The sequence below is a fragment of the Kineococcus lubricus genome, from assembly GCF_050871965.1.
Lineage (GTDB): Bacteria > Actinomycetota > Actinomycetes > Actinomycetales > Kineococcaceae > Kineococcus.
On sequence record NZ_JBJLSK010000051.1, the window covers coordinates 1 to 19,524 of the forward strand.

20 protein-coding genes are annotated in these 19,524 nt (G+C 74.8%); 4 read left to right on the forward strand and 16 right to left on the reverse strand.

Translation table 11 applies throughout. From position 1 onward, the window contains the following. Nucleotides 1-119: 119 nt before the first annotated feature. From ACRYRX_RS21710 to dapE, 6 genes are all read right to left on the reverse strand, one after another. Entirely contained in the window at nt 120-287 is a 168-nt protein-coding gene (locus ACRYRX_RS21710; protein WP_106210338.1) for a DUF3117 domain-containing protein, read from the reverse strand. 157 nt (nt 288-444) lie between these two features. Then, a complete protein-coding gene (locus ACRYRX_RS21715; RefSeq protein ID WP_432515239.1) occupies nt 445-1,707 on the reverse strand; it encodes a hypothetical protein in 1,263 nt (420 codons plus the stop codon). Next, nucleotides 1,704-2,195 (reverse strand): SRPBCC family protein, encoded by a 492-nt coding sequence (locus ACRYRX_RS21720; protein WP_432515240.1) that lies wholly within the window; start codon nt 2,193-2,195, stop codon nt 1,704-1,706. The genes ACRYRX_RS21715 and ACRYRX_RS21720 overlap by 4 nt, the downstream gene beginning before the upstream one ends. Nucleotides 2,196-2,200: 5 nt before the next feature. Then, nucleotides 2,201-2,482, reverse strand: a complete 282-nt coding sequence (locus ACRYRX_RS21725; protein WP_432515241.1) for a DivIVA domain-containing protein — start codon at nt 2,480-2,482, stop codon at nt 2,201-2,203. Beyond that, nucleotides 2,479-3,123, reverse strand: coding sequence for an LOG family protein (locus ACRYRX_RS21730; RefSeq protein WP_432515243.1), 645 nt, complete (start codon nt 3,121-3,123; stop codon nt 2,479-2,481). Before ACRYRX_RS21730 ends, ACRYRX_RS21725 begins: the two co-directional genes overlap by 4 nt. Next, on the reverse strand, nt 3,120-4,244 hold the full coding sequence (gene dapE / locus ACRYRX_RS21735; protein ID WP_432515245.1) for a succinyl-diaminopimelate desuccinylase: 1,125 nt from the start codon (nt 4,242-4,244) through the stop codon (nt 3,120-3,122). Before dapE ends, ACRYRX_RS21730 begins: the two co-directional genes overlap by 4 nt. Before the next feature lie 69 nt (nt 4,245-4,313). Here dapE and dapD point away from each other — a divergent pair, with 69 nt between their 5' ends. After that, a complete protein-coding gene (gene dapD / locus ACRYRX_RS21740; RefSeq protein WP_432515246.1) occupies nt 4,314-5,321 on the forward strand; it encodes a 2,3,4,5-tetrahydropyridine-2,6-dicarboxylate N-succinyltransferase in 1,008 nt (335 codons plus the stop codon). A gap of 1 nt (nt 5,322) precedes the next feature. Beyond that, a complete protein-coding gene (locus ACRYRX_RS21745; protein ID WP_432515247.1) occupies nt 5,323-6,267 on the forward strand; it encodes a hypothetical protein in 945 nt (314 codons plus the stop codon). A gap of 21 nt (nt 6,268-6,288) precedes the next feature. Here the strand turns inward: ACRYRX_RS21745 and ACRYRX_RS21750 are convergent, their stop codons facing one another. Genes ACRYRX_RS21750 through fdxA form a run of 3 tightly spaced genes read right to left on the reverse strand, consistent with a single transcriptional unit; the run spans nt 6,289 to nt 9,126 of the window. Then, nucleotides 6,289-7,575, reverse strand: coding sequence for a citrate synthase (locus ACRYRX_RS21750; RefSeq protein WP_432515249.1), 1,287 nt, complete (start codon nt 7,573-7,575; stop codon nt 6,289-6,291). 52 nt (nt 7,576-7,627) lie between these two features. Next, entirely contained in the window at nt 7,628-8,800 is a 1,173-nt protein-coding gene (dapC, locus tag ACRYRX_RS21755; RefSeq protein WP_432515250.1) for a succinyldiaminopimelate transaminase, read from the reverse strand. Continuing rightward, nucleotides 8,800-9,126 (reverse strand): ferredoxin, encoded by a 327-nt coding sequence (fdxA, locus tag ACRYRX_RS21760; protein ID WP_432515251.1) that lies wholly within the window; start codon nt 9,124-9,126, stop codon nt 8,800-8,802. The genes dapC and fdxA overlap by 1 nt, the downstream gene beginning before the upstream one ends. A gap of 103 nt (nt 9,127-9,229) precedes the next feature. On the opposite strand from fdxA, the gene ACRYRX_RS21765 reads away from it, so the two are divergent. Beyond that, nucleotides 9,230-10,237: a GNAT family N-acetyltransferase gene (locus tag ACRYRX_RS21765; protein WP_432515253.1), complete on the forward strand. Its 1,008-nt coding sequence runs from the start codon at nt 9,230-9,232 to the stop codon at nt 10,235-10,237. 90 nt (nt 10,238-10,327) lie between these two features. Here the strand turns inward: ACRYRX_RS21765 and ACRYRX_RS21770 are convergent, their stop codons facing one another. The 3 genes from ACRYRX_RS21770 to typA all read right to left on the reverse strand — a co-directional run bounded on the left by ACRYRX_RS21770 (nt 10,328) and on the right by typA (nt 15,502). Further along, nucleotides 10,328-12,295, reverse strand: a complete 1,968-nt coding sequence (locus tag ACRYRX_RS21770) for an AAA family ATPase (RefSeq protein ID WP_432515255.1) — start codon at nt 12,293-12,295, stop codon at nt 10,328-10,330. A gap of 149 nt (nt 12,296-12,444) precedes the next feature. After that, nucleotides 12,445-13,500, reverse strand: a complete 1,056-nt coding sequence (gene mshB / locus ACRYRX_RS21775) for an N-acetyl-1-D-myo-inositol-2-amino-2-deoxy-alpha-D-glucopyranoside deacetylase (protein WP_432515256.1) — start codon at nt 13,498-13,500, stop codon at nt 12,445-12,447. 109 nt (nt 13,501-13,609) lie between these two features. Beyond that, a complete protein-coding gene (gene typA, locus ACRYRX_RS21780) occupies nt 13,610-15,502 on the reverse strand; it encodes a translational GTPase TypA (RefSeq protein WP_432515257.1) in 1,893 nt (630 codons plus the stop codon). A 238-nt stretch (nt 15,503-15,740) separates the two neighbouring features. Here typA and ACRYRX_RS21785 point away from each other — a divergent pair, with 238 nt between their 5' ends. Next, nucleotides 15,741-17,402, forward strand: a complete 1,662-nt coding sequence (locus ACRYRX_RS21785) for a BCCT family transporter (protein ID WP_432515258.1) — start codon at nt 15,741-15,743, stop codon at nt 17,400-17,402. Between the two features lie 24 nt (nt 17,403-17,426). Here ACRYRX_RS21785 and ACRYRX_RS21790 read toward each other — a convergent pair whose 3' ends face one another. The 4 genes from ACRYRX_RS21790 to ACRYRX_RS21805 all read right to left on the reverse strand — a co-directional run bounded on the left by ACRYRX_RS21790 (nt 17,427) and on the right by ACRYRX_RS21805 (nt 19,394). Then, the gene (locus tag ACRYRX_RS21790) at nt 17,427-17,822 is read right to left on the reverse strand and encodes a (deoxy)nucleoside triphosphate pyrophosphohydrolase (RefSeq protein ID WP_432515260.1); all 396 of its coding nucleotides are present in this window, start codon (nt 17,820-17,822) and stop codon (nt 17,427-17,429) included. After that, the gene (locus tag ACRYRX_RS21795) at nt 17,819-18,460 is read right to left on the reverse strand and encodes a DUF305 domain-containing protein (RefSeq protein WP_432515261.1); all 642 of its coding nucleotides are present in this window, start codon (nt 18,458-18,460) and stop codon (nt 17,819-17,821) included. Before ACRYRX_RS21795 ends, ACRYRX_RS21790 begins: the two co-directional genes overlap by 4 nt. Further along, nucleotides 18,460-19,098 (reverse strand): DUF3105 domain-containing protein, encoded by a 639-nt coding sequence (locus tag ACRYRX_RS21800; RefSeq protein ID WP_432515262.1) that lies wholly within the window; start codon nt 19,096-19,098, stop codon nt 18,460-18,462. The genes ACRYRX_RS21795 and ACRYRX_RS21800 overlap by 1 nt, the downstream gene beginning before the upstream one ends. A gap of 134 nt (nt 19,099-19,232) precedes the next feature. Further along, nucleotides 19,233-19,394 (reverse strand): hypothetical protein, encoded by a 162-nt coding sequence (locus tag ACRYRX_RS21805; protein ID WP_432515263.1) that lies wholly within the window; start codon nt 19,392-19,394, stop codon nt 19,233-19,235. Nucleotides 19,395-19,524: the final 130 nt, after the last annotated feature.

The following is a 19,524-nucleotide window of genomic DNA, read 5'->3' on the forward strand; positions in this document are numbered from 1 at the left end:
CCGCGCCGCGCCCGAGCGCGAGCCGGACCAGCTGGTCGGCGTGCTGGAACCCCTCCGGGTGCGGGCGCCAGGGCGCGGGGGGGGGCCCCGGGGGGGGGCCCCCCCCCCGTCCTGGTCCCTCAGCCCACGACCGAGGTGATGGCCTCTCCGAGCGCCTTGGCCTCGTCGGGAGTCATCTCCACCACGAGCCGGCCCCCGCCTTCCAGCGGCATGCGAAGGACGATGCCGCGCCCTTCCTTGGTGACCTCCAGCGGACCGTCCCCGGTCCTCGGCTTCATGGCCGCCATCGGCGTGCTCCCTCTCGTCGTCTCTCGTGCGCACCGGCCCCGCGACCGGGTGCCTCGGCACCCGCCCAGGTCGGCGTGTTGGCGTACATCATCCCCCACCGGACCCCCCTGCTGGGCGCAGGGGCTCGCCGACGATCACGCACGGGGCGCGCGCGGGTCACGGCGGCCAGTCCGCCGGTGGGGAGAAGCGCCACAGCCAGGCCACCCACACCACTTGCAGCGCAAGCGAACAGACGACCCACCCGGTCAGCGGCGCCGGGCCCCGGCGCCCCGTGGCGACGAGTGCGCCGAGGGGGAACAGGAAGATCAGGTAGCGGAAGAGGCTGGTGAACGGGTCCAGCACCAGCAGCAGGTACCCCACGTACGCCAGGCACCACGCCCGCAGCTCCGGGCCCAGGGCGCGGGTGCGCGCCGACAGCAGCCACCAGGCGTAGGCGGCGACGGCCGCCACCAGCAGGAACGGGCCGGGCGGCCCCAGGACGTACTGCGAGATCCCCCACCACGGCTGCAGCGGCACGACCTCGCCGCCGGCCCGCCAGGCCCCCATCGTCGCCGTGTAGGCGTCGCGGCGGCCCGTCATCGCCCACGTGGTCAGCGGCCACAGCAGGCCCGCGGCGCCGGAGGCGGCCAGCAGGCCCAGGCAGCGCAGCGCCTCCCGGCCCCCCAGCACCGTCCCGGCCCGGCGGCCGGCGCGGGCGCGCAGGGCCAGGTGCACGACCACGACCACCGACAGCGGCACCGCCACCGGCCGGGTCAGCCCCAGCAGCAGCGCCAGGAGCGCCGCCGGGGCGTACCGGCCGCGCTGCAGGCACAGCAGGAAGGCGACCAGCAGGGCCAGTGCCGGGCCCTCGGTGTACGGGACCTGGAACACCGGCGAGGGCGGCGTCAGGCAGAACAGGACGGCCGCGCTCCACGCCCCGCGCCGGGCCACCGCCGCCGGGACCCGCTCGCTCAGCGCGCGGTGCAGCAGGGCGTGCACCCCGACCGCGGCGGCCGCACCCCCGGCCAGGGCGACGACCGCGCCGGCCGCCTCGAAGGACGCGCCGGTGACCATGAGGAGCCGGGCCAGCAACGGGGCCAGCGGGTAGAAGGCCAGCGCCGACTGCTGGGGGTCCCCCGCCGAGCCCAGCGGCACCGACGAGGGGTACCCCTCGGTGGCGATGCGCCGGTACCAGGTGGCGTCCCACAACCCGAGCAGGTCGCCGTAGCCGGGGTCCTCCGGCGTCCACTGGCTGGCGACCTGGAAGCGGGCGACCTCGGCCAGCACGACCGCCGAGAACAGGCGGGCGAGGGCGTAGACGGCGAGCACCCGCACCGCCGCGGGTGCGCTCGACCACCACCGGTGCGCCGAGGCCGCCGCCGACCGGACCGACCGCGCCCGCGGCGGGGGCACCGGGGGGCCGGTGACCGGTGCGCTCACGACGGTCCGCGCAGGTCGTCCGCCGCGGCCCGCAGGACCGCCTCGAAGGCCGTCCGGCCCGCGAACCCCGGCAGCGGGCCGCCCAGGGCCGCCAGCCGGGCCAGCCACCGCGGGCGCACGACGATCCGCTCGGTCCACTCCACCCGGACCAGGCCCGACCCGGCGGGGGCGACGACGATCTCCACGTCCCCGCCCAGCACGTCCCCGGTCTTGACGACGCCCACCCGCCCGGCGACCCCGGTGACGGGGTCCGGCTCGACGCGCGAGACGACCTCCATCGCGTCGACCAGGACGAACGGCCCCAGCGTCGTGGTCGCCACGAACCGCTCCCCCACCGCGGCGAAGGGGCCGCCGTCGGGGCGCGCCACGACGGTCGCCGGGACCCAGGCCGTCTGCCGCGGCCAGTCGGTGAGGACGTCGAAGACGTGCCGCACCCGGCCGGGGACCAGGGCGGTGGCGGTGAAGTCCACCGTCTCGCGCGGGGCCACGGCGCTCAGTCCTCGGCGGTGCGCCAGGCCGCCAGTTCCTCGTCGCGCTCGCGGATCTCCTCGCGCAGCCGGTCCAGGACCGCGTCCACCTCGTCCATCCGGTACCCCCGCAGACCCAGGGAGAAGCGGACCGCGTCGACGTCGGCCGCCGCCACCGGCCCCTCGGGCAGCCCGCGGAACGGGCGGGTGGAGGTGGCCGGCCCCAGGGCACCGCTGACGCGGCCGGTGACGACGGCGACGACCGCGCCGACGGTCAGCAGCACCAGGACCAGCAGGACGAGCGTCACGAGGCCCTCCCCCCCGGCGAGGCCCCACCGGCGCCGGTGTCGGTGGGGAACTCCACGAACGTCCCGACGATCTCCGAGCTCGGCAGCCGCACCCGCTCCCGGGGCGCCCGCTCCAGGTGGTCCAGCGCCTCCTCGGGGTCGTCGGTCCAGTGGATGCAGTCGAAGACGAGGGGCCGGGCGAACCCGCGGGCCACCAGCCCCTCCAGCCAGTCCCTCAGACCGGCGTAGTGCCCGGCGCAGTCCAGCACCGCCAGCGGTTTGGTGTGCAGGCCGATGGTGCGCGCCACCCAGATCTCGAACAGCTCCTCCAGCGTGCCCAGACCCCCGGGCAGCACGACGAACGCGTCGGCCCGGGCGTCCATCTCGGCCTTGCGCTGGCGCATGTCCTGCGTCACGACGAGCTCGCCGAGCCCGTCCGGCGGCAGCTCGAGCTCCATGAGCGCCTGGGGCATGACGCCCGTGGTGCGCGCCCCCGCGGCGCGGGCCGCGGCCTCGGCGGCCCCCATGACCGACGTCCCGCCCCCGCCGTAGACGAGGTCGTGACCGCGTTCGCCGATCAGCCGCCCGACCCGGGCGGCCAGCTCGACGTGCGCCGGGTCGATCCCACCGGATGCGCTGCCGTACAGGCAGATCGTGCTCACGAGTCCTCCTCCAGCAACCAGCCGGACAGGACGTCGAGGCACTGCTCGAGCTCCGCGGTCCGGCAGCGTTCGTCGTCGGCGTGGGCCGTGGCGTTGTCGCCGGGCCCGTAGTTCACGGCGGGCACGCCGAGCGCGGAGAACCGGGCCACGTCCGTCCAGCCGTACTTCGGCAGCGGGGTCGTGCCCGTGCGGGCGACGAAGTCGGCCGCCGCGGGCAGGTGCAGCCCGGGCCGGGCGCCGTCGGCGGCGTCGGTGACCCGCACGTCGAAGCCGTCGAAGACCTCCCGCACGTGCGCCTCGGCGGCGGCGGCGTCGATCGAGGGCGCGAACCGGTAGTTGACCGTGACGACGCACCGGTCGGGGATGACGTTGGTGGCGACGCCGCCGGAGACCAGCACGGCGTTGAGGGCCTCGCGGAACACCAGCCCCTCGACGTCGACCTCGCGCGGCTCGTACGCGGCGAGCCGGGCCAGCACGGGCGCGGCGTCGTGGATCGCGTTGCGCCCGCGCCAGGGCCGGGCCGAGTGGGCGGCCTTCCCGGTCGTGGTGACCTCGGCCCGCAGGGTGCCGTTGCAGCCGCCCTCCACGACGGCCGAGGACGGTTCGAGCAGGACCGCGAAGTCGGCCGCCAGCAGGTGCGGGGCGTTGCGCGCCAGCCGTCCCAGGCCGTTGCGGGCCGCCTCGACCTCCTCGTGGTCGTAGAACACGAACGTCACGTCGCGCCGGTTGGCCGCCCCCGCGGCCGCGACGCGCCGGGCCAGCGCGAGCTGCACCCCGACGCCGCCCTTCATGTCGCAGGTCCCCCGGCCGACGAGGACGTCGCCGTCGACGGGGTGCTGCTCGCGGCGCACCGGCAGGTTCGGCGGGTCGGTCAGCGGGACGGTGTCCAGGTGCCCGGCCAGCAGCACGCGCTCGGCGCGCCCCAGCGTCGTGCGGGCCACCACCGCGTCCCCGTCGCGGGTCACCTCGAAGGCCCCCGGGGCGCGCAGCGCCGCCTCGACCGCGTCGGCCAGCGCCGTCTCGTCGCCGCTGACCGAGGGGGTGTCGCACACCCGCCGCGTCAGCTCGACGACGTCGATCGAGGGGTCGGTCAGGTCGAGCGGGCGGGGCGGGGCGGTCACGGGCTCACCCTAGCCAGGGGCCGCGACGGGACGTCGGACCCGCGGGGCGGCGCTTGTAGGGTCGGGTGCGTGAGCGCGCAGAGCACCGACGACCAGACCGCCGCGACGTCCGGGGGCGCGACGGCGGTCCCCTCCCGGCGGGCCTGGGGCCACGGCCTGGCCACCTACGCCGAGGACGGCACCGTGCTCGACGTGTGGTTCCCCTTCCCGGCGCTCGGCGGCGCGCCGACGACCAGCTCCTACGGCGTGCCCGCCGAGCTGGCCTCGCTGGAGGAGGACGACATCCACCGCCGCACGAGGCAGCGGGTCCTGACCGTCGACGTCGACCTCGACGCGGCCCCGGCCGACACCGCCGACGCCTACCTGCGCCTGCACCTGCTCTCGCACCGGCTCATCGCCCCGCACGGCGCGAACCTCGACGGGATCTTCGGGGTCCTGGCCAACGTCGTGTGGACCAACCACGGCCCGTGCGCCGTCACCGACTTCGAGCGGACCCGGCTCGCGCTGCGGGCCAACGTCGGCCCGGTGACCGTCTACGGCATCGACAAGTTCCCCCGCATGACCGACTACGTGACGCCCACCGGGGTCCGCATCGCCGACGCCGACCGGGTCCGCCTGGGGGCCCACCTGGCCGAGGGCACGACCGTCATGCACGAGGGCTTCGTGAACTTCAACGCCGGCACCGTGGGCGTGTCGATGGTCGAGGGCCGCATCTCGGCCGGGGTGGTCGTGGGCGACGGCTCCGACGTCGGGGGCGGCGCCTCGATCATGGGGACCCTGTCCGGCGGCGGCAAGCAGGTCGTCCGCATCGGCGAGCGCACCCTGCTGGGGGCCAACTCCGGCACCGGCATCAGCCTGGGCGACGACTGCGTCGTGGAGGCCGGCACGTACATCACCGCCGGCACGAAGGTGACGCTGCTCGCCGAGGACGGCACGGTCCGCGAGATCGTCTCGGCGCGCGCGCTGTCGGGTTCGGACGGGCTGCTGTTCCGCCGCAACTCCCTCACCGGTCAGGTCGAGGCGCTGCCCCGCAAGGGCGTGAAGGTGGAGCTGAACGCCGCTCTGCACGCCAACTGAGGTGCCGACCCGCGACGTCCGCCCGGTCCGTCCCGCCCGCCCGCGCCGCCCGTCGGCGGGGGCGCGCCGCACCCGCCGGCTGCGCCTGGCGACGACCCTGCTGGTGACCGGGGTCGTCGTGGCGGGCGCGGCGGTGTGGGTCGCGCGCGACCCCGACGCCCCCGTCGTCGTCGAGCGCTGCACCGCGACGGTCGACGGGGAGTCGACGTCGATGAGCCCGGAGCAGGCGGCCAACGCCGCCACGGTCGTCGGGCTGTCGGTGCGCCGCGACCTGCCCGCGCGCGCGGCCACGATCGCGATCGCGACCATCGTGCAGGAGTCGGGGATGCGTAACCTCGACCACGGCGACCGCGACTCCCTGGGCCTGTTCCAGCAGCGGCCCTCGCAGGGCTGGGGGACGCCGGAGCAGGTGCAGGACCCGGTCTTCGCGACGAACGCCTTCTACGACGCCCTCGTGGAGGTCGACGGGTACCGGGACATGCCGATCACCGACGCGGCGCAGCGCGTGCAGCGCAGCGGGTTCCCGCTGGCGTACGGCGACCACGAGGACGAGGGCCGGCTCATCGCCTCGGCGCTGACGGGCTACTCCCCGCGCGGGTTCAGCTGCCACCTGCGGGAGGCACCGCGCTCGCAGGTCTCCGGCGACGACGTGCAGCTGTCCCCGCAGGCGCAGCGGGTCGCGGACGCGGCCACGACGCAGGTGACGACGGCGACCCCGCGGGTCGTGGCGGGCACCCGCGGCCGGGCGCTGGAGTTCGAGCTGGACGGGGACGCGCGCCTGGCGTGGGCCGTCGCGGGCTGGGCCGTGGCGAGCGCCGCCGCGTACGACGTCACCGAGGTCAGCGTGGAGGGGGCGCGCTGGACGCGCAGCGCGTCCGGGCGCGGGTGGACGGACGCCGCCACCGGGTTGCCCCGGGGCGGCGTCCAGATCCGGCTGGGGGTCTGAGGCCCCGCAGCCTCGGGAGCCTCAGCGGCCCTGCACGTCCACGTAGTCGCGGGCGCCCTCGCCGACGTACACCTGGCGGGGGCGGCCGATCTTCGTGGCCGGGTCGTTGATCATCTCCCGCCACTGCGCGATCCAGCCGGGCAGGCGGCCCAGGGCGAACAGGACGGTGAACATCTTCGTCGGGAAGCCCATGGCCTTGTAGATCAGGCCGGTGTAGAAGTCGACGTTCGGGTACAGCTTGCGCTCGATGAAGTAGTCGTCGTTGAGGGCGATCTCCTCCAGGCGCAGCGCGATGTCGAGCAGCTCGTCGCGCTTGCCCAGCTTGGACAGGACCTCGTCGGCGGTCTTCTTCACGATGGCCGCGCGGGGGTCGTAGTTCTTGTACACCCGGTGGCCGAAGCCCATCAGGCGCACGCCCTTCTCCTTGTTCTTGACCTTCGTCATGAACGTGTCGACGTCGTCGTCGGAGTTCCGGATGGTCTCGAGCATGTCGAGGACGGCCGAGTTCGCGCCGCCGTGCAGCGGCCCGGACAGCGCGTGGATGCCGGCCGATACGGAGGCGAACAGGTTCGCCTGGCCCGAGCCGACGAGCCGGACGGTGGAGGTGGAGCAGTTCTGCTCGTGGTCGGCGTGCAGGATGAGCAGCTGGTCCAGGGCGCGCACCAGGACCGGGTCGAGCTCGTAGTCCTCGGCGGGGTTGCCGAAGGCGAGGCGGGTGAAGTTCTCCACCAGGCCCAGCCGGTTGTCCGGGTACAGCAGCGGCTGGCCGAGGGACTTGCGGTGCGCGTACGCCGCGATGGTCGGCAGCTTGGCCATGAGCCGGATGGTGGACAGCTCCACCTGCTCGGCGTCGAAGGGGTTCAGCGAGTTCGGGTAGAACGTCGACAGCGCGCTGACGGCGCTGGACAGCACGGGCATGGGGTGCGCGTCGCGGGGGAAGCCGTCGAAGAACCGCTTGAGGTCCTCGTGCAGCAGCGTGTGCCGCTTGATCCGGTCGGTGAACCCGGCGAGCTCGGCCTCGGAGGGCAGGTGCCCGTGGATGAGCAGGAAGCTGGTCTCGACGAAGGTGGACTTCTCGGCGAGCTGCTCGATCGGGTACCCGCGGTAGCGCAGGACGCCCGCGTCACCGTCGATGTAGGTGATCGCCGACGTGCAGGACGCCGTGTTGGTGAACCCGGAGTCGAGCGTCACCAGCCCGGTCTCCTTCAGGAGGCTGCCGATGCCGAAGCCGGCGGCGCCCTCGGTGGCGGGGGTCACGGGGAGATCGAGATCGCCACCTGCGTGCTTCAGCGTCACGGAGTCAGCCATGTCGCGACCGTACCCGCCCCCGCCGACGCACCCCAACACCGGTCCCGCCGCGTCAGCCGAGACCGCGCAGCCGCCCGGGCACCTCGGCGATCCGCTCGTCCGTGGAGGTCAGCGCCACCCGGACGTGCCGGGCGCCGGCCGGTCCGTAGAAGTCGCCGGGGGCGGCCAGGACGCCGCGCTCGGCCAGCAGGTCGACCGTGGTGCGGCAGTCCTCGTCGCGGGTGCTCCACAGGTACAGCCCGGCCTCGGAGGCGTCGATGCGGAAACCCGCGCCCTGCAACGCTTCTCGCAGGACGCGGCGACGGCCGCGGTACAGCTCGCGCTGGGCGGCGACGTGCTCGTCGTCGGACAGCGCGGCGCGCAGGGCGACCTGGACGGGCCACGGCACGATCATCCCGGCGTGCTTGCGCAGTTCCAGCAGCTCGCGCACCAGCGCCACGTCACCGGCGAGGAAGGCCGCGCGGTACCCCGCCAGGTTCGACTGCTTCGAGGTGGAGTACGCCACCAGCAGCCCGGTGTGATCGTCACCACACACGCGGGGGTCGAGCACCGAGGCGACGAGCCCGCCCGCGGTGGTGTCGTGCTCGGGCAGCCAGCCCAGCTCGGCGTAGCACTCGTCGGAGGCCACGACGACGTCGTGGGCGCGGGCCCAGGCGACCAGGGCCGCCAGCTCCTGCACCGTGCGCACCGCGCCGGTCGGGTTCGACGGGGAGTTCAGCCACAGCAGCCGGATCCGGGCCCCGGCCTCCCACGCCGCGTCCAGCTCGGCGACGGTGTCCGCCGCCAGCGGCGTCGCGCGGGCCAGCCGGGCCCCGACGTCGTAGGTGGGGTAGGCCACCGCGGGGTGGGCGACGACGTCGCCCTCCCCCAGACCCAGCTGGAACGGCAGCCACGCGACCAGCTCCTTCGAGCCGACCGTGGGCAGCACGCCGTCGGGGTCCAGGTGCGGCACCCCGCGCCGGCGGGCGAACCAGGCGGTCACGGCCTCGCGCAGCGGCGCGGTCCCGTGCGTCTGCGGGTAGCCCGGGGCGTTCGCCGCGGACCGCAGGGCGTCGGCGACCACCTGCGGGGTCGCGTCGACGGGCGTGCCGACCGACAGGTCGACGATCCCGCCGGGGTGCGCGGCGGCCCGGGCCTTGGCGGCCGCCAGGGAGTCCCACGGGAAGTCCGGCAGCGCCGCGCCGACCCGGCGACGTGCGTGCTGCGGCCGGGTCGGCGCGGTCATCAGTGGTCCTCGCCCTGGGGCGGCAGCCCCTGGACGACCTCGGCGTCGGCGTCGATGCGCCCCATCTTGGCGGCCCCACCGGGCGAGCCGATGGTGTCGAAGAACACGACGTTGGCCGCGGTGAATGCCGACCACTGCTCGGGGACGTCGTCCTCGTAGTAGATGGCCTCCACGGGGCACACGGGTTCGCAGGCACCGCAGTCGACGCACTCGTCGGGGTGGATGTACAGCGATCGCTTGCCCTCGTAGATGCAGTCGACCGGGCACTCCTCGATGCAGGCCTTGTCCTTGACGTCCACGCAGGGCTGCGCGATGACGTAGGTCACGGGATGTCCTCCTCCTCCGGCGGACGGGCGGCCGGACGTGCCGCCTAGTATCGCCGACGGCCCGCGGGCCCCGCACACGCGCACCACCGCTGGAGGACCACACGTGGCCGACGTCACCCCCACCCACCCCGTGCGCGACCTCCCCGTGGGCTCCCGCGTCGTCGTGCGGCACCGCCTGCCGGACGGTTCGGCCTCCGACGCCCTCGGCGACCTGGTGGCCGCGGACGCGACGACCCTGCGGATCGCGACGCGCCGCGGGGAGGTGCGCGTGGCCCGCGCCGACGTGCTGGCGGCCAAGCCCGTCCCCCCGCCGCCGGTGCGCCGGGGCGCCCCGCACACCGCGATCGGCACCGAGGACCTCGAACGCGTGATGGCCGAGCACTGGCGGCCGCTGGAGCGCCTGGACCTGGGCGGCTGGCGGCTGCGCGCCGCCGCCGGGTTCACCGGCCGGGCCAACTCGGCGCTGGCCGTGGGGGACCCGGGCCGGCCGCTGCCGGAGGCGATCGCGGCGGTCGAGGAGTTCTACGCCGCTCGCGGGCTGCGGCCGCTGGTCGCCGTCCCGCACCCGGCCGGCGGGCTGGGCGGGGGCACCGACCCCGCCGACGCGCTCGCGGCCCGCGGGTGGACCGTGCGGACGCCGACGCTCGTGCTGACCGCCGCCACCGACGACCTGCCCGGCCGGGCCGAGGTCGGGCTGCCGGCCGGCCTGCGCGTCGAGACGGCCCCCGTCCCCGACGAGGCGTGGCTCGCGCGGTACCACTACCAGGGGGCGCCGACCGTGCCCGAGGCCGGCCGGCGGATCCTCGTCTCGGCCGACGAGCAGGTCTTCGTCCGGGTCGTCGAGGGCGGCACGACGGTCGCCGTGGCCCGCGGGTCGCTGTCGCCGGGGTGGGCCGGGGTCACGGCCGTGGAGACCGCCCCGACCCACCGGCGGCGCGGTCTGGGCCGCCGGGTGCTGGCCGAGGTGGCGGACTGGGCGCGCGCCCGCGGCGCGGGCGCCACCTACCTGCAGGTCCAGGGCGACAACACGGCCGCGCGGGCGCTGTACGAGGGCTCCGGGTTCACGGTGCACCACGCGTACCACTACCGGGTGGCTCCCGAGCGGCGGTAGCCGGCGCGGCGGACGGGCCCCCCACCGTCGGCTGGACGGTCCTGCGCCGCGGTCGTGGCTCCCCTCCTGACGCCACGACCGCGGCGAGCTTCAGGGCCTGCGGGCCGCGGGGGCGCCGTCGCGCAGGTCGACGACCCGCGGCGGCTCCTGCGCGGCGTCGCGGGCGGCTTCGAGCACGTCGGTGATCTCGTGCCCGATGAGCTCGTGGCGCTCCAGCAGCGCGTCGCGCAGCGCGGCGACGAGGTGCCGGTGGCGGCCGAGCAGCTCGCGGACGGACTCCTTCTGCTCGCTCAGCAGGTTCTCCACCAGGCGGCGGCCGTCGGCGTCGCCCAGGACGCGGCTGACGAGGTTGCCGTCGGCGAACGCCCCCTGCTGGACGGCGGCGAAGGAGACGAGCGTGCCGGCCATCCCGGCCGAGCCGACCATCTGCGCCGCGACCGACGTCGCGGACTGCAGGTCCCCGGCCGGGCCGGTGGACACGTCGCCGAAGAACAGCTCCTCGGCCACCTGCCCGCCGAAGGCGATCTTGATCATGCCGGCCAGCTCGGTGCGCGAGCGGGTGTAGACGTCCTCGGCGTCGCCGTGGGCGAGCAGGCCCAGGGCGCCGGCGCGCTTGACGATCGTGAGGATCTCCAGGCGGCGCTGCGGGGCCACGAGCCAGGCGACGACGGCGTGCCCGGCCTCGTGGGTGGCGATGAGCCGCGCCTCGTGGTCGGTGTAGGCCACGGGCTGGCCCAGGCCGACCTCGGTGACCAGGCGGGCGTGCTCGACGTCCTTCCAGCTCATGCCGTCGGCGTCGCGGCGGACGGCGTTGACCAGCGCCTCGTCGAGCAGGTTCTCGATCATCACCGGGGAGTAGCCGTTGGTGATGCCGGCCAGGGCGTCGCGGCGCTCGGCGTCGTCGAGGGCCGGTTCGTGGGCCTTGCGGGCCAGGAAGTGGTCCACGAGGTCGCGCCGGCCGTGCTTGTCGGGCAGCCCGAAGCTCATGCGGCGGTCGAAGCGGCCCGGTCGCAGCAGCGCCGGGTCGAGGGCGTCGGCGCGGTTGGTGGCGGCGACGACGAGGACCTCGACGGGTTCGCTCGCCGGGCGGCGCAGCCGGCGCTCGGCGGGCAGGAACCGGTTGAGGAGGTCGACGAACCAGCCGCGCAGCCGTTCGCCGCCGGTGGGCTCGTCGAAGGACTGCATCTGCACGAGCAGCTCGTTGACGACGCCGCTGGCGCCCTCGCTGGAGGCGAGGCGCTCGGTCCGCAGGGCGGGCGAGCCCGTGGTGGGCGGGGCGGTGGGCACGGTGGGCAGGCTCATCGGCAGGTTCGTCAGGCCCCCGCAGCCGACGACCTGGCTCACCGGGACGGCCGTCATGGCGCTCATGCCGCCGCGGGCCCCGGCGATGGCGTCGATCTCCTCGATGAACCCGATGGCCCCGCCCTCGCGGCGGGCGGCCTTGCGCAGCGCCCGGAAGTAGGAGCGCAGGCGGCGGGCGGTGGCGCCGTACCACATGGACTGGAAGCTGGTCGCGGAGACGAACAGGAAGGGGACCCCGGCCTCGCGGGCCATCGCCTTGGCCATGTGCGTCTTGCCGGTGCCGGGCGGGCCCTCGAAGAGCAGGCCGCGGCGCGGCCGGCCGCCCATGCGGCTGCGGAAGGTGCGGGCGGCCAGGAACAGGTCGAGGCTGCGCTCGACGTCCTCCTTGACCGGGTCCAGGCCCTTGACGTCGTCGAGGGAGACGTCGATCTGCTCGGGGCGGAACAGGACGTGCGGGGAGCGGCCGGAGACCAGGCTCTGCCCGAGCAGCAGCGCGATCATCACGGCGAAGAAGATCCCGACCATGACGTAGATCGGGTCGACCGCGGGCAGCGACGGGACGAGCGAGCCGCCGAGGGCGAGCCGGACGTCGACGGCGAGCACGACGGCCAGGACGACCAGCAGCAGGGCCCGGGTGCGGCGGCGGCGGTTGCGCTCGCGCAGCCGTCCGACGTCGGCGCTGTCCCGGCCGGTGCGGGCGCCGGGGCGGGCGCTCGCGCTCGGCCGGCTCTGGGGGGCGCGCTGGGCGTGGGCCACGGCCGCTCCTTCCGGGTCGCGCCCGGCGGGTTCCGGACGTGGCTCCAGCCAACCCCGCCCGGTCACGCCCGGCCACCCACGGTGACGCGTTCGGACGATCGCGTTCACCCGCCCGGCGCAACGGAGCGTGCCGGGGTGACCACGCTCCCTCAGTCGGCGGGGGCCACGCCCGCGAACAGGTCGGTCTCGTGACCGTCGTCGTCGCGCGGGCCCGCGACGACCCCGTGCACGAGGCGGAACCGCTCGACCGGCCAGACCGGTTGCGGCACACCGTTGGACAGCCGCAGGACGGGGACCTGGGCATCGAGGTCCAGGGTGATCTGGGTGGCGTGCGCCCGCAGCGCGGCGATCTTCGCGGGCAGCTGCCCGGTGCCGTCGACGGCCGTGGTGACCTGCTCGTCGGGCACGACGACGCTGGGCAGGGAGCCGTCGGGATCCGCGGCGCCGGGGGCCCCGGAGTCGGCGATCGCCCGCAGGGCCGAGCGCACGGCCGACTCCGGCTCGACGATCTCGTAGACCTTCGCGACCTGCCACGGGACGGTCCCGTCGTGGTGGTCGCCGGCGGCCAGGACCAGCGCGCGCATCGTCGCCTCGTGCGCCCGCACGTGGTCGGGGTGGCCGTACCCGCCGCCGGGCTCGTAGGTGACGACCACCTGGGGCCGGACCTCGCGCACCACCGAGGCGACCTGCGCGGCCACCTCCTCGGGATCGGCGGCGGCCAGCGCCCGCGGGTCCACGTCGTCACCGACGGCCGCCCGCCCCGGCTCCAGCCACACCATCCCCGAGTCCCGGTAGGCCGTCCCGTCCGGGCGGGTGAGGAACCGGTGGTCGGCCACGCCCAGGGCCTCCATCGCCGTCGCCAGCTCCCCCACCCGGTGCTCGGCCAGCGCGTCGGGGTCCAGGTGCGCGAGCTCGGCCGGGATGACCTCCCCCAGCTCCCCGCGGGTCAGGGTGAGCAGCACGACGGTGGCGCCGGCCTCGGCGTAGCGGGCCATCGTCGCGCCCGTCCCGATCGTCTCGTCGTCGGGGTGGGCGTGCACGAACAGCACGCGCCGCGGCTGGTCCAGGTGGTCCATGGCCGCCGCGGCGGCCGGTTCCAGCTCCCCCAGGGCGTCCTCCACCGCGTCGGCCGCGACCTCCAGCGGGTCGCGCCCCGCCACGGCCGCCGCGGGGTCGTCGGGCTGGGGAGGGGGCTGCGTCGTCATGGCCCCATCCAAGCCCCCCACGACGAGGGGAGCACCCCCGCCCCGTCCCGCGGGACGTCGGCGGGGGCGCTCCCCGGGTCGTGCACCGGGGTCGTCCCCGGCGGGTGGATCAGCCCTTCTTGGCCTTCGAGGCCGCGCGGGCGCGCTGGGTCTGGTCCAGCTCCACCTTGCGGATGCGGACCGCCTCGGGCGTCACCTCGACGCACTCGTCCTCGCGGCAGAACTCCAGGGCCTGCTCCAGCGACAGCTTGCGCGCCGGCACCAGGCGCTCCAGCTCGTCGCCGGTGGAGGAGCGCATGTTGGTGAGCTTCTTCTCCTTGGTGATGTTGACGTCCATGTCGTCGGCGCGGGAGTTCTCCCCGACGATCATGCCCTCGTACACCTCGGTGGTCGGCTCGATGAACAGCGAACCGCGCTCCTGGATGTTCGCGATCGCGAAGCCGGTGGCGACACCGGAGCGGTCGGCGACGAGGGAGCCGGAGGCGCGGGTGCGGATCTCCCCGGCCCAGTGGTCGTACTGGTTGAAGATCGCGTGCGCGATGCCGGTGCCGCGGGTCTCGGTGAGGAACTCGGTGCGGAAGCCGATGAGCCCGCGCGAGGGGACGTAGAACTCCATGCGCACCCAGCCGGTGCCGTGGTTCGTCATCGTCTCCATGCGGCCCTTGCGGGCGGCGAGCAGCTGGGTGATCGCGCCCAGGTACTCCTCGGGGGAGTCGATGGTCAGGCTCTCGAAGGGCTCGAGGAGCTTGCCGTTCTCGTCCTTGCGGGTGACGACCTGCGGCTTGCCGACGGTCAGCTCGTAGCCCTCGCGGCGCATCTGCTCGACGAGGATGGCCAGCGCCAGCTCACCGCGGCCCTGCACCTCCCACGCGTCGGGGCGGTCGGTCGGGAGCACGCGCAGCGAGACGTTGCCGACCAGCTCGGACTCCAGGCGGTCCTTCACCAGGCGGGCGGTGACCTTGGAGCCCTTGACGCGGCCGGCCATCGGGGAGGTGTTCGTCCCGATGACCATCGAGATGGCGGGCTCGTCGACCGTGATGAGCGGCAGCGGGCGCGGGTCCTCGGGGTCGGCGAGGGTCTCGCCGATGGTGATGTCCTCGATGCCGGCGACCGCGACGATGTCGCCGGGGCCGGCCTTCTCGCCGGGCACGCGGGTGACGGCCTCGGTGACGAGCAGCTCGGTGATCTTGACGCGCTGGATGGTGCCGTCGTGCTTGCACCACGCGACCTGCTGACCCTTGACCAGCTCGCCGGAGAAGACGCGCAGCAGCGCCAGGCGACCCAGGAACGGCGAGGCGTCGAGGTTGGTGACGTGCGCCTGCAGCGGGGTCTCGGGGTCGTAGGTGGGGGCCGGGATCGTGTCCAGGATCGTCTGGAACAGCGGGACCAGGTCCTCGGAGTCCGGCAGGCCCCCGTCGGCGGGCTGGTTCAGCGACGCGCGGCCGTTCTTGGCCGAGGCGTAGACGACCGGGACCTCGAGCAGCTTGTCGGCGTCGATGCCCTCGACGTCGGCGGCGAGGTCCAGCAGCAGGTCGTAGGTCTCCTCCACGACGGCGGCGATGCGCGCGTCGGGGCGGTCGACCTTGTTGACGAGGATGACGACGGGCATGCCGGCCGCGAGCGCCTTGCGCAGCACGAAGCGGGTCTGCGGCAGCGGGCCCTCGGAGGCGTCGACGAGCAGGACGACGCCGTCGACCATGGACAGGCCGCGCTCGACCTCACCGCCGAAGTCGGCGTGGCCGGGGGTGTCGATGATGTTGATGGTCATGCCGCCCTCGGGAGCACCGGGGCCGGAGTACCGGACCGAGGTGTTCTTCGCGAGGATGGTGATCCCCTTCTCGCGCTCGAGGTCACCGGAGTCCATGACGCGCTCGTTGACGTCGGCGTTGGCCCGGAAGGCGCCGGACTGCCAGAGCATCGCGTCGACGAGGGTGGTCTTGCCGTGGTCGACGTGGGCGACGATCGCGACGTTGCGCAGGTCGGCGCGGGTGCTCAAGGGCATCAGGTTTCTCGATCCGCTCTTCGAAGACTCGACGTGTCCGGGCCAGCGCGCGCACGGGGGACGGGGCCGGGCCAGGAGGGTTGACACCACAGTCTATCCGCGCTCGCGGCCGCGCTGTCGGGCCGACGGTGCTTGAGGGCGGAAGCACCGCTCTGACCTGCGACGACGTCCGTGCGATGGCCCGATCTGACCATCCTCGGTTGGCCGGGACTAGTCCTTTCGTGCCACCCTCGGCTGCATGTCCGCACCGCCTGAGCACCAACCCGACACCCCCTCAACTCCCTCGACGCCCCTCCCGCCGCCGCCCTCGGCCCGGCCGCCGGTCGACAAGCGGACCTTCGCGGTCGCCGCGGGCGTCGTGGTCCTGTTCCTCCTCGCGGGGGCCGTGTGGCCCACCCAGCTGAAGGCCGGCGCGGACGCCGTCCTCGAGGTCGTCGTCGGGGACTTCGGCTGGGCCTTCGTGCTCGGCGCGACCGGCTTCGTGGTCCTCGCCCTCGTCCTGGCCTTCAGCCGCTTCGGCCGCATCCGCCTCGGTCGCGACGAGGATCGCCCCGAGCACTCCCGGGCGTCGTGGATCGCGATGATGTTCTCCGCCGGCATGGGCATCGGCCTGATGTTCTACGGCGTGACCGAACCGGTCACCCACCTCATGACCGTCCCGCAGAACGACGCCGAGCCCGCCTCGCAGGCCGCGGCCCGCGAGGCCATGAACTACTCGCTGTTCCACTGGGGCCTGCACCCGTGGGCGATCTACGCCGTGGTGGGCCTGGCGCTGGCCTACTCCAGCTACCGCAAGGAGCGTGCGGGCGGCTTCTCCGCCGCGTTCGCCCCGCTGCTGCACGGCCGTCGCGGCCGGGGCGCGGCCCGCGTCATCGACGTCTTCGCGATCTTCGCGACCCTCTTCGGGTCCGCCGTCAGCCTGGGCCTGGGCGCCGCGCAGATGAACGGCGGGCTCACCGAGGTCTTCGGCGTCGCGAACTCGACGACGGTCAAGGTGATCATCATCGCCGTGCTCACCGTCTGCTTCGTCGTCTCGGCGATCAGCGGCATCGAGCGCGGCATCAAGTGGCTGTCGAACACCAACATGGTGCTCGCACTGGCGCTGCTGTTCTTCCTGTTCGTCGTCGGGCCGACGGTCTTCATCCTGAACCTGGTCCCCGCCTCGGCGGGCAACTACCTGGCCGCCCTGCCGCAGATGGCGACCCGGACCGGCGCTTTCGGCGGCACCGACTGGCTGAGCGCCTGGACGCTGTTCTACTGGGCGTGGTGGGTGTCGTGGACGCCGTTCGTCGGCGCCTTCCTGGCCAAGATCTCCCGGGGCCGCACGATCCGCGAGTTCGTCGTGGGCGTCATGCTCGTCCCGACCACCGTCAGCCTCGTGTGGTTCTCCGTCCTGGGCGGCGCCGCGATCGACCTGCAGCGCAGGTTCGTGGAGGGCACCGGCGGCGCGGACATCGCGGGCATCGCCGACCAGGAGTCGCAGATGTTCACGTTCCTGGACCAGTTCCCGTGGTCGGGGTTCACCTCGATCCTCGTGGTGGTCCTGGTGGCGATCTTCTTCGTCTCCGGCGCCGACGCGTCGAGCATCGTCATGGGCTCGCTCAGCTCCTACGGCGTCGACGAGCCGCAGAAGTGGCTGACCGCCCTGTGGGGGGCCCTCATGGGCCTGGTCGCCATCGTGCTGTTCTTCGCCGGCGGCCTGGAAGCGCTGCAGGACATCACCATCATCGCGGCCGCGCCGTTCCTGGTGATCATGGCGCTGATGGCCGTGGCGCTCGTGAAGGACCTGGTGCGCGACCCGGGGATCACGTCGCAGAAGCGCCGTCACGGCGACCGCCGCGACCCGGGCGCCACGGCGGCCGACCGCGACTGGGACAGCCCGGTGCCCGACCACCGCTGACACTCCCCCGGACCACGGGCGACCTCAGGACGCCTCCATCACCTCGACGAGCGGCACGTCGCCGGGCAGCCAGTCCACCGACAGCCACCGCCCGCGCGGCAGCCAGCGCAGCTCGTCGTGGTCCTGCAGCGGCTGCGGCGGCCCGTCGACCACGGCCCACCACACCCGCATCGCCAGCTCCGGCGTCAGCGGCCAGGCGCCGTCGGGGTGCTCCACCTCGGCCCCCAGCCGGGCGCCGACGCCGAGCTCCTCGCGCAGCTCGCGGTGCAGGGCGTCGGTGGGGGTCTCCCCCGGTTCGACCTTCCCGCCGGGCAGCTCCCACTTCCCCGCCAGGGCGGGCGGGGCGCTGCGGCGGGCGGCCAGCAGCCGCGTCGGGGCCCGCAGGTCGTCGACGATCGCGGCGCCGACCACGAGCCTCACGACGCCGCCAGGGGCTGGGCGCCGCGGGCGGTGAGGTAGTCGGTCAGCAGCTGCGTCTCCGCCCGCTGGGACGTCACGATGGCCGCGGCCAGGTCCCGCACCTCGCCGGTGGTGGCGTGGTCGGCCCCGTGCTGCGCCATCTCGATCCCCCCGGCGTGGTGGCGCAGCATGAGCTGCAGGAAGTCGACCTCGAAGACCTCACCGGTCTCGGCGCCCAGCCGCGCCATCTCCGCCGCCGTCGCCATGCCCGGCATGATCCGTCCCTGCGCCTGCTCGGCCTCGTGCCGGGCGTGCAGGGACGTGCCGGCCATCCACGCCATGACGGGCGTCCCCGCCGACGACAGCGGCTGGTCCCAGGACAGCAGCAGCTGCTGCATGCGGCCCATCTGGTTGCCCTGCGTGGAGGCGATGTCCACGGCGAGCTGGCGGATCTCCGGGGAGGGGGCGACCTGGATCGCCGTGTAGGCCATCGCCACGGCCTGGGAGTGGTGGGTGGTCATGTCCCGGGAGAACCCGACGTCGACGGAGTTCGCGCCCGGCGCCGTGGGCAGCGCGCGGCCGACGAGCACGCCGAGCACGAGCGCCACCAGCAGCGCCACGACGGCGAGCAGCACCTGCCGGGAGGAGAGCGCCCGCATCAGCCGGTGGGCGTCCCGGTGCCGTTGGAGCACAGCGCCCCCGGCTCGGGCGTCTGGGCGCCCTGGACGAACTTCGCGAGGAAGGCCTCGATGCGCGGGTCGTCGGCGTCCTCGACCGCCAGCTGGTTGTTCCACGCCGATAGCACGACGGGCGAGGGCAGCCCCTCGTAGGGCGACAGGACGGTGTACGTCTGCCCGGCCACGGCGGACCGCAGCTCGTCCACCTGGTCGGCCGGCAGGTCGGGCCGGTAGGTGATCCAGACGGCGCCGTGCTCCAGGGAGTGGACGGCGTTCTCGTTCGGCACGGGTGCGTCGTAGACGCCGCAGTTCAGCCAGGTGGGGTTGTGCGGTCCGCCCACGGGCGGGTTCTGCTCGTACGTCACCGGATCGCTGGTGTGGTCCCCGCCGGTGTAGTCGAAGGTCCGCACCGCGTCCAGCGACGGCGGCTCGGGCCGGTTGAGGAAGACGGCGGTGACGGCCCCGGCGACGGCGAGCACCGCGACGGTGGGGATCGCCACGACCAGGGCGCGCCGGCGGCGGGCGCGGGACCGCTCGGCGGCCTTCATGGCCGCCACGCGGGCCGCGCGGTCGGCGCGGGCTCCCGCGCCGGGGTCGGCGGGGTCCGGGGTGTCGCTCACGTGCTGGGGTCCTTCCCGTCGTGGTGGTGCCGCCACGGCGGGGCCTGACGGGGTCAGGGTGGCGATCTCCCCGTCTCCAACGGAGCAGTCCGGGGAAAGGTTCACCCCGCCACCGGCGGGCGGGGTGAGGTGGCTCACACGTCGAGCCGGCCGCGTTCGGCTTCGCGGGCCCGGCGCGCGCGGTCCCCGTGGCCGGCGCGCTCGACGGCGGCCAGGCGGTGGCGGGGGCTGGTGCGCCAGTAGACGACGGCGGCCCCGGCGGCGATGGCGAGGACGACCACGGCGATGAACGGCATCGCACCACGGTAGTCCCCGGAGCGGCTGCGGCACAGCCCGTCGGGGGGGGGGCGGGCGCCGCCGGGGGTCGGCGGGGGCCGGGCCGCGCCGCGGGTGGTGGCGGCGCAGGGGGGGCCCCGCCGGCGCCGC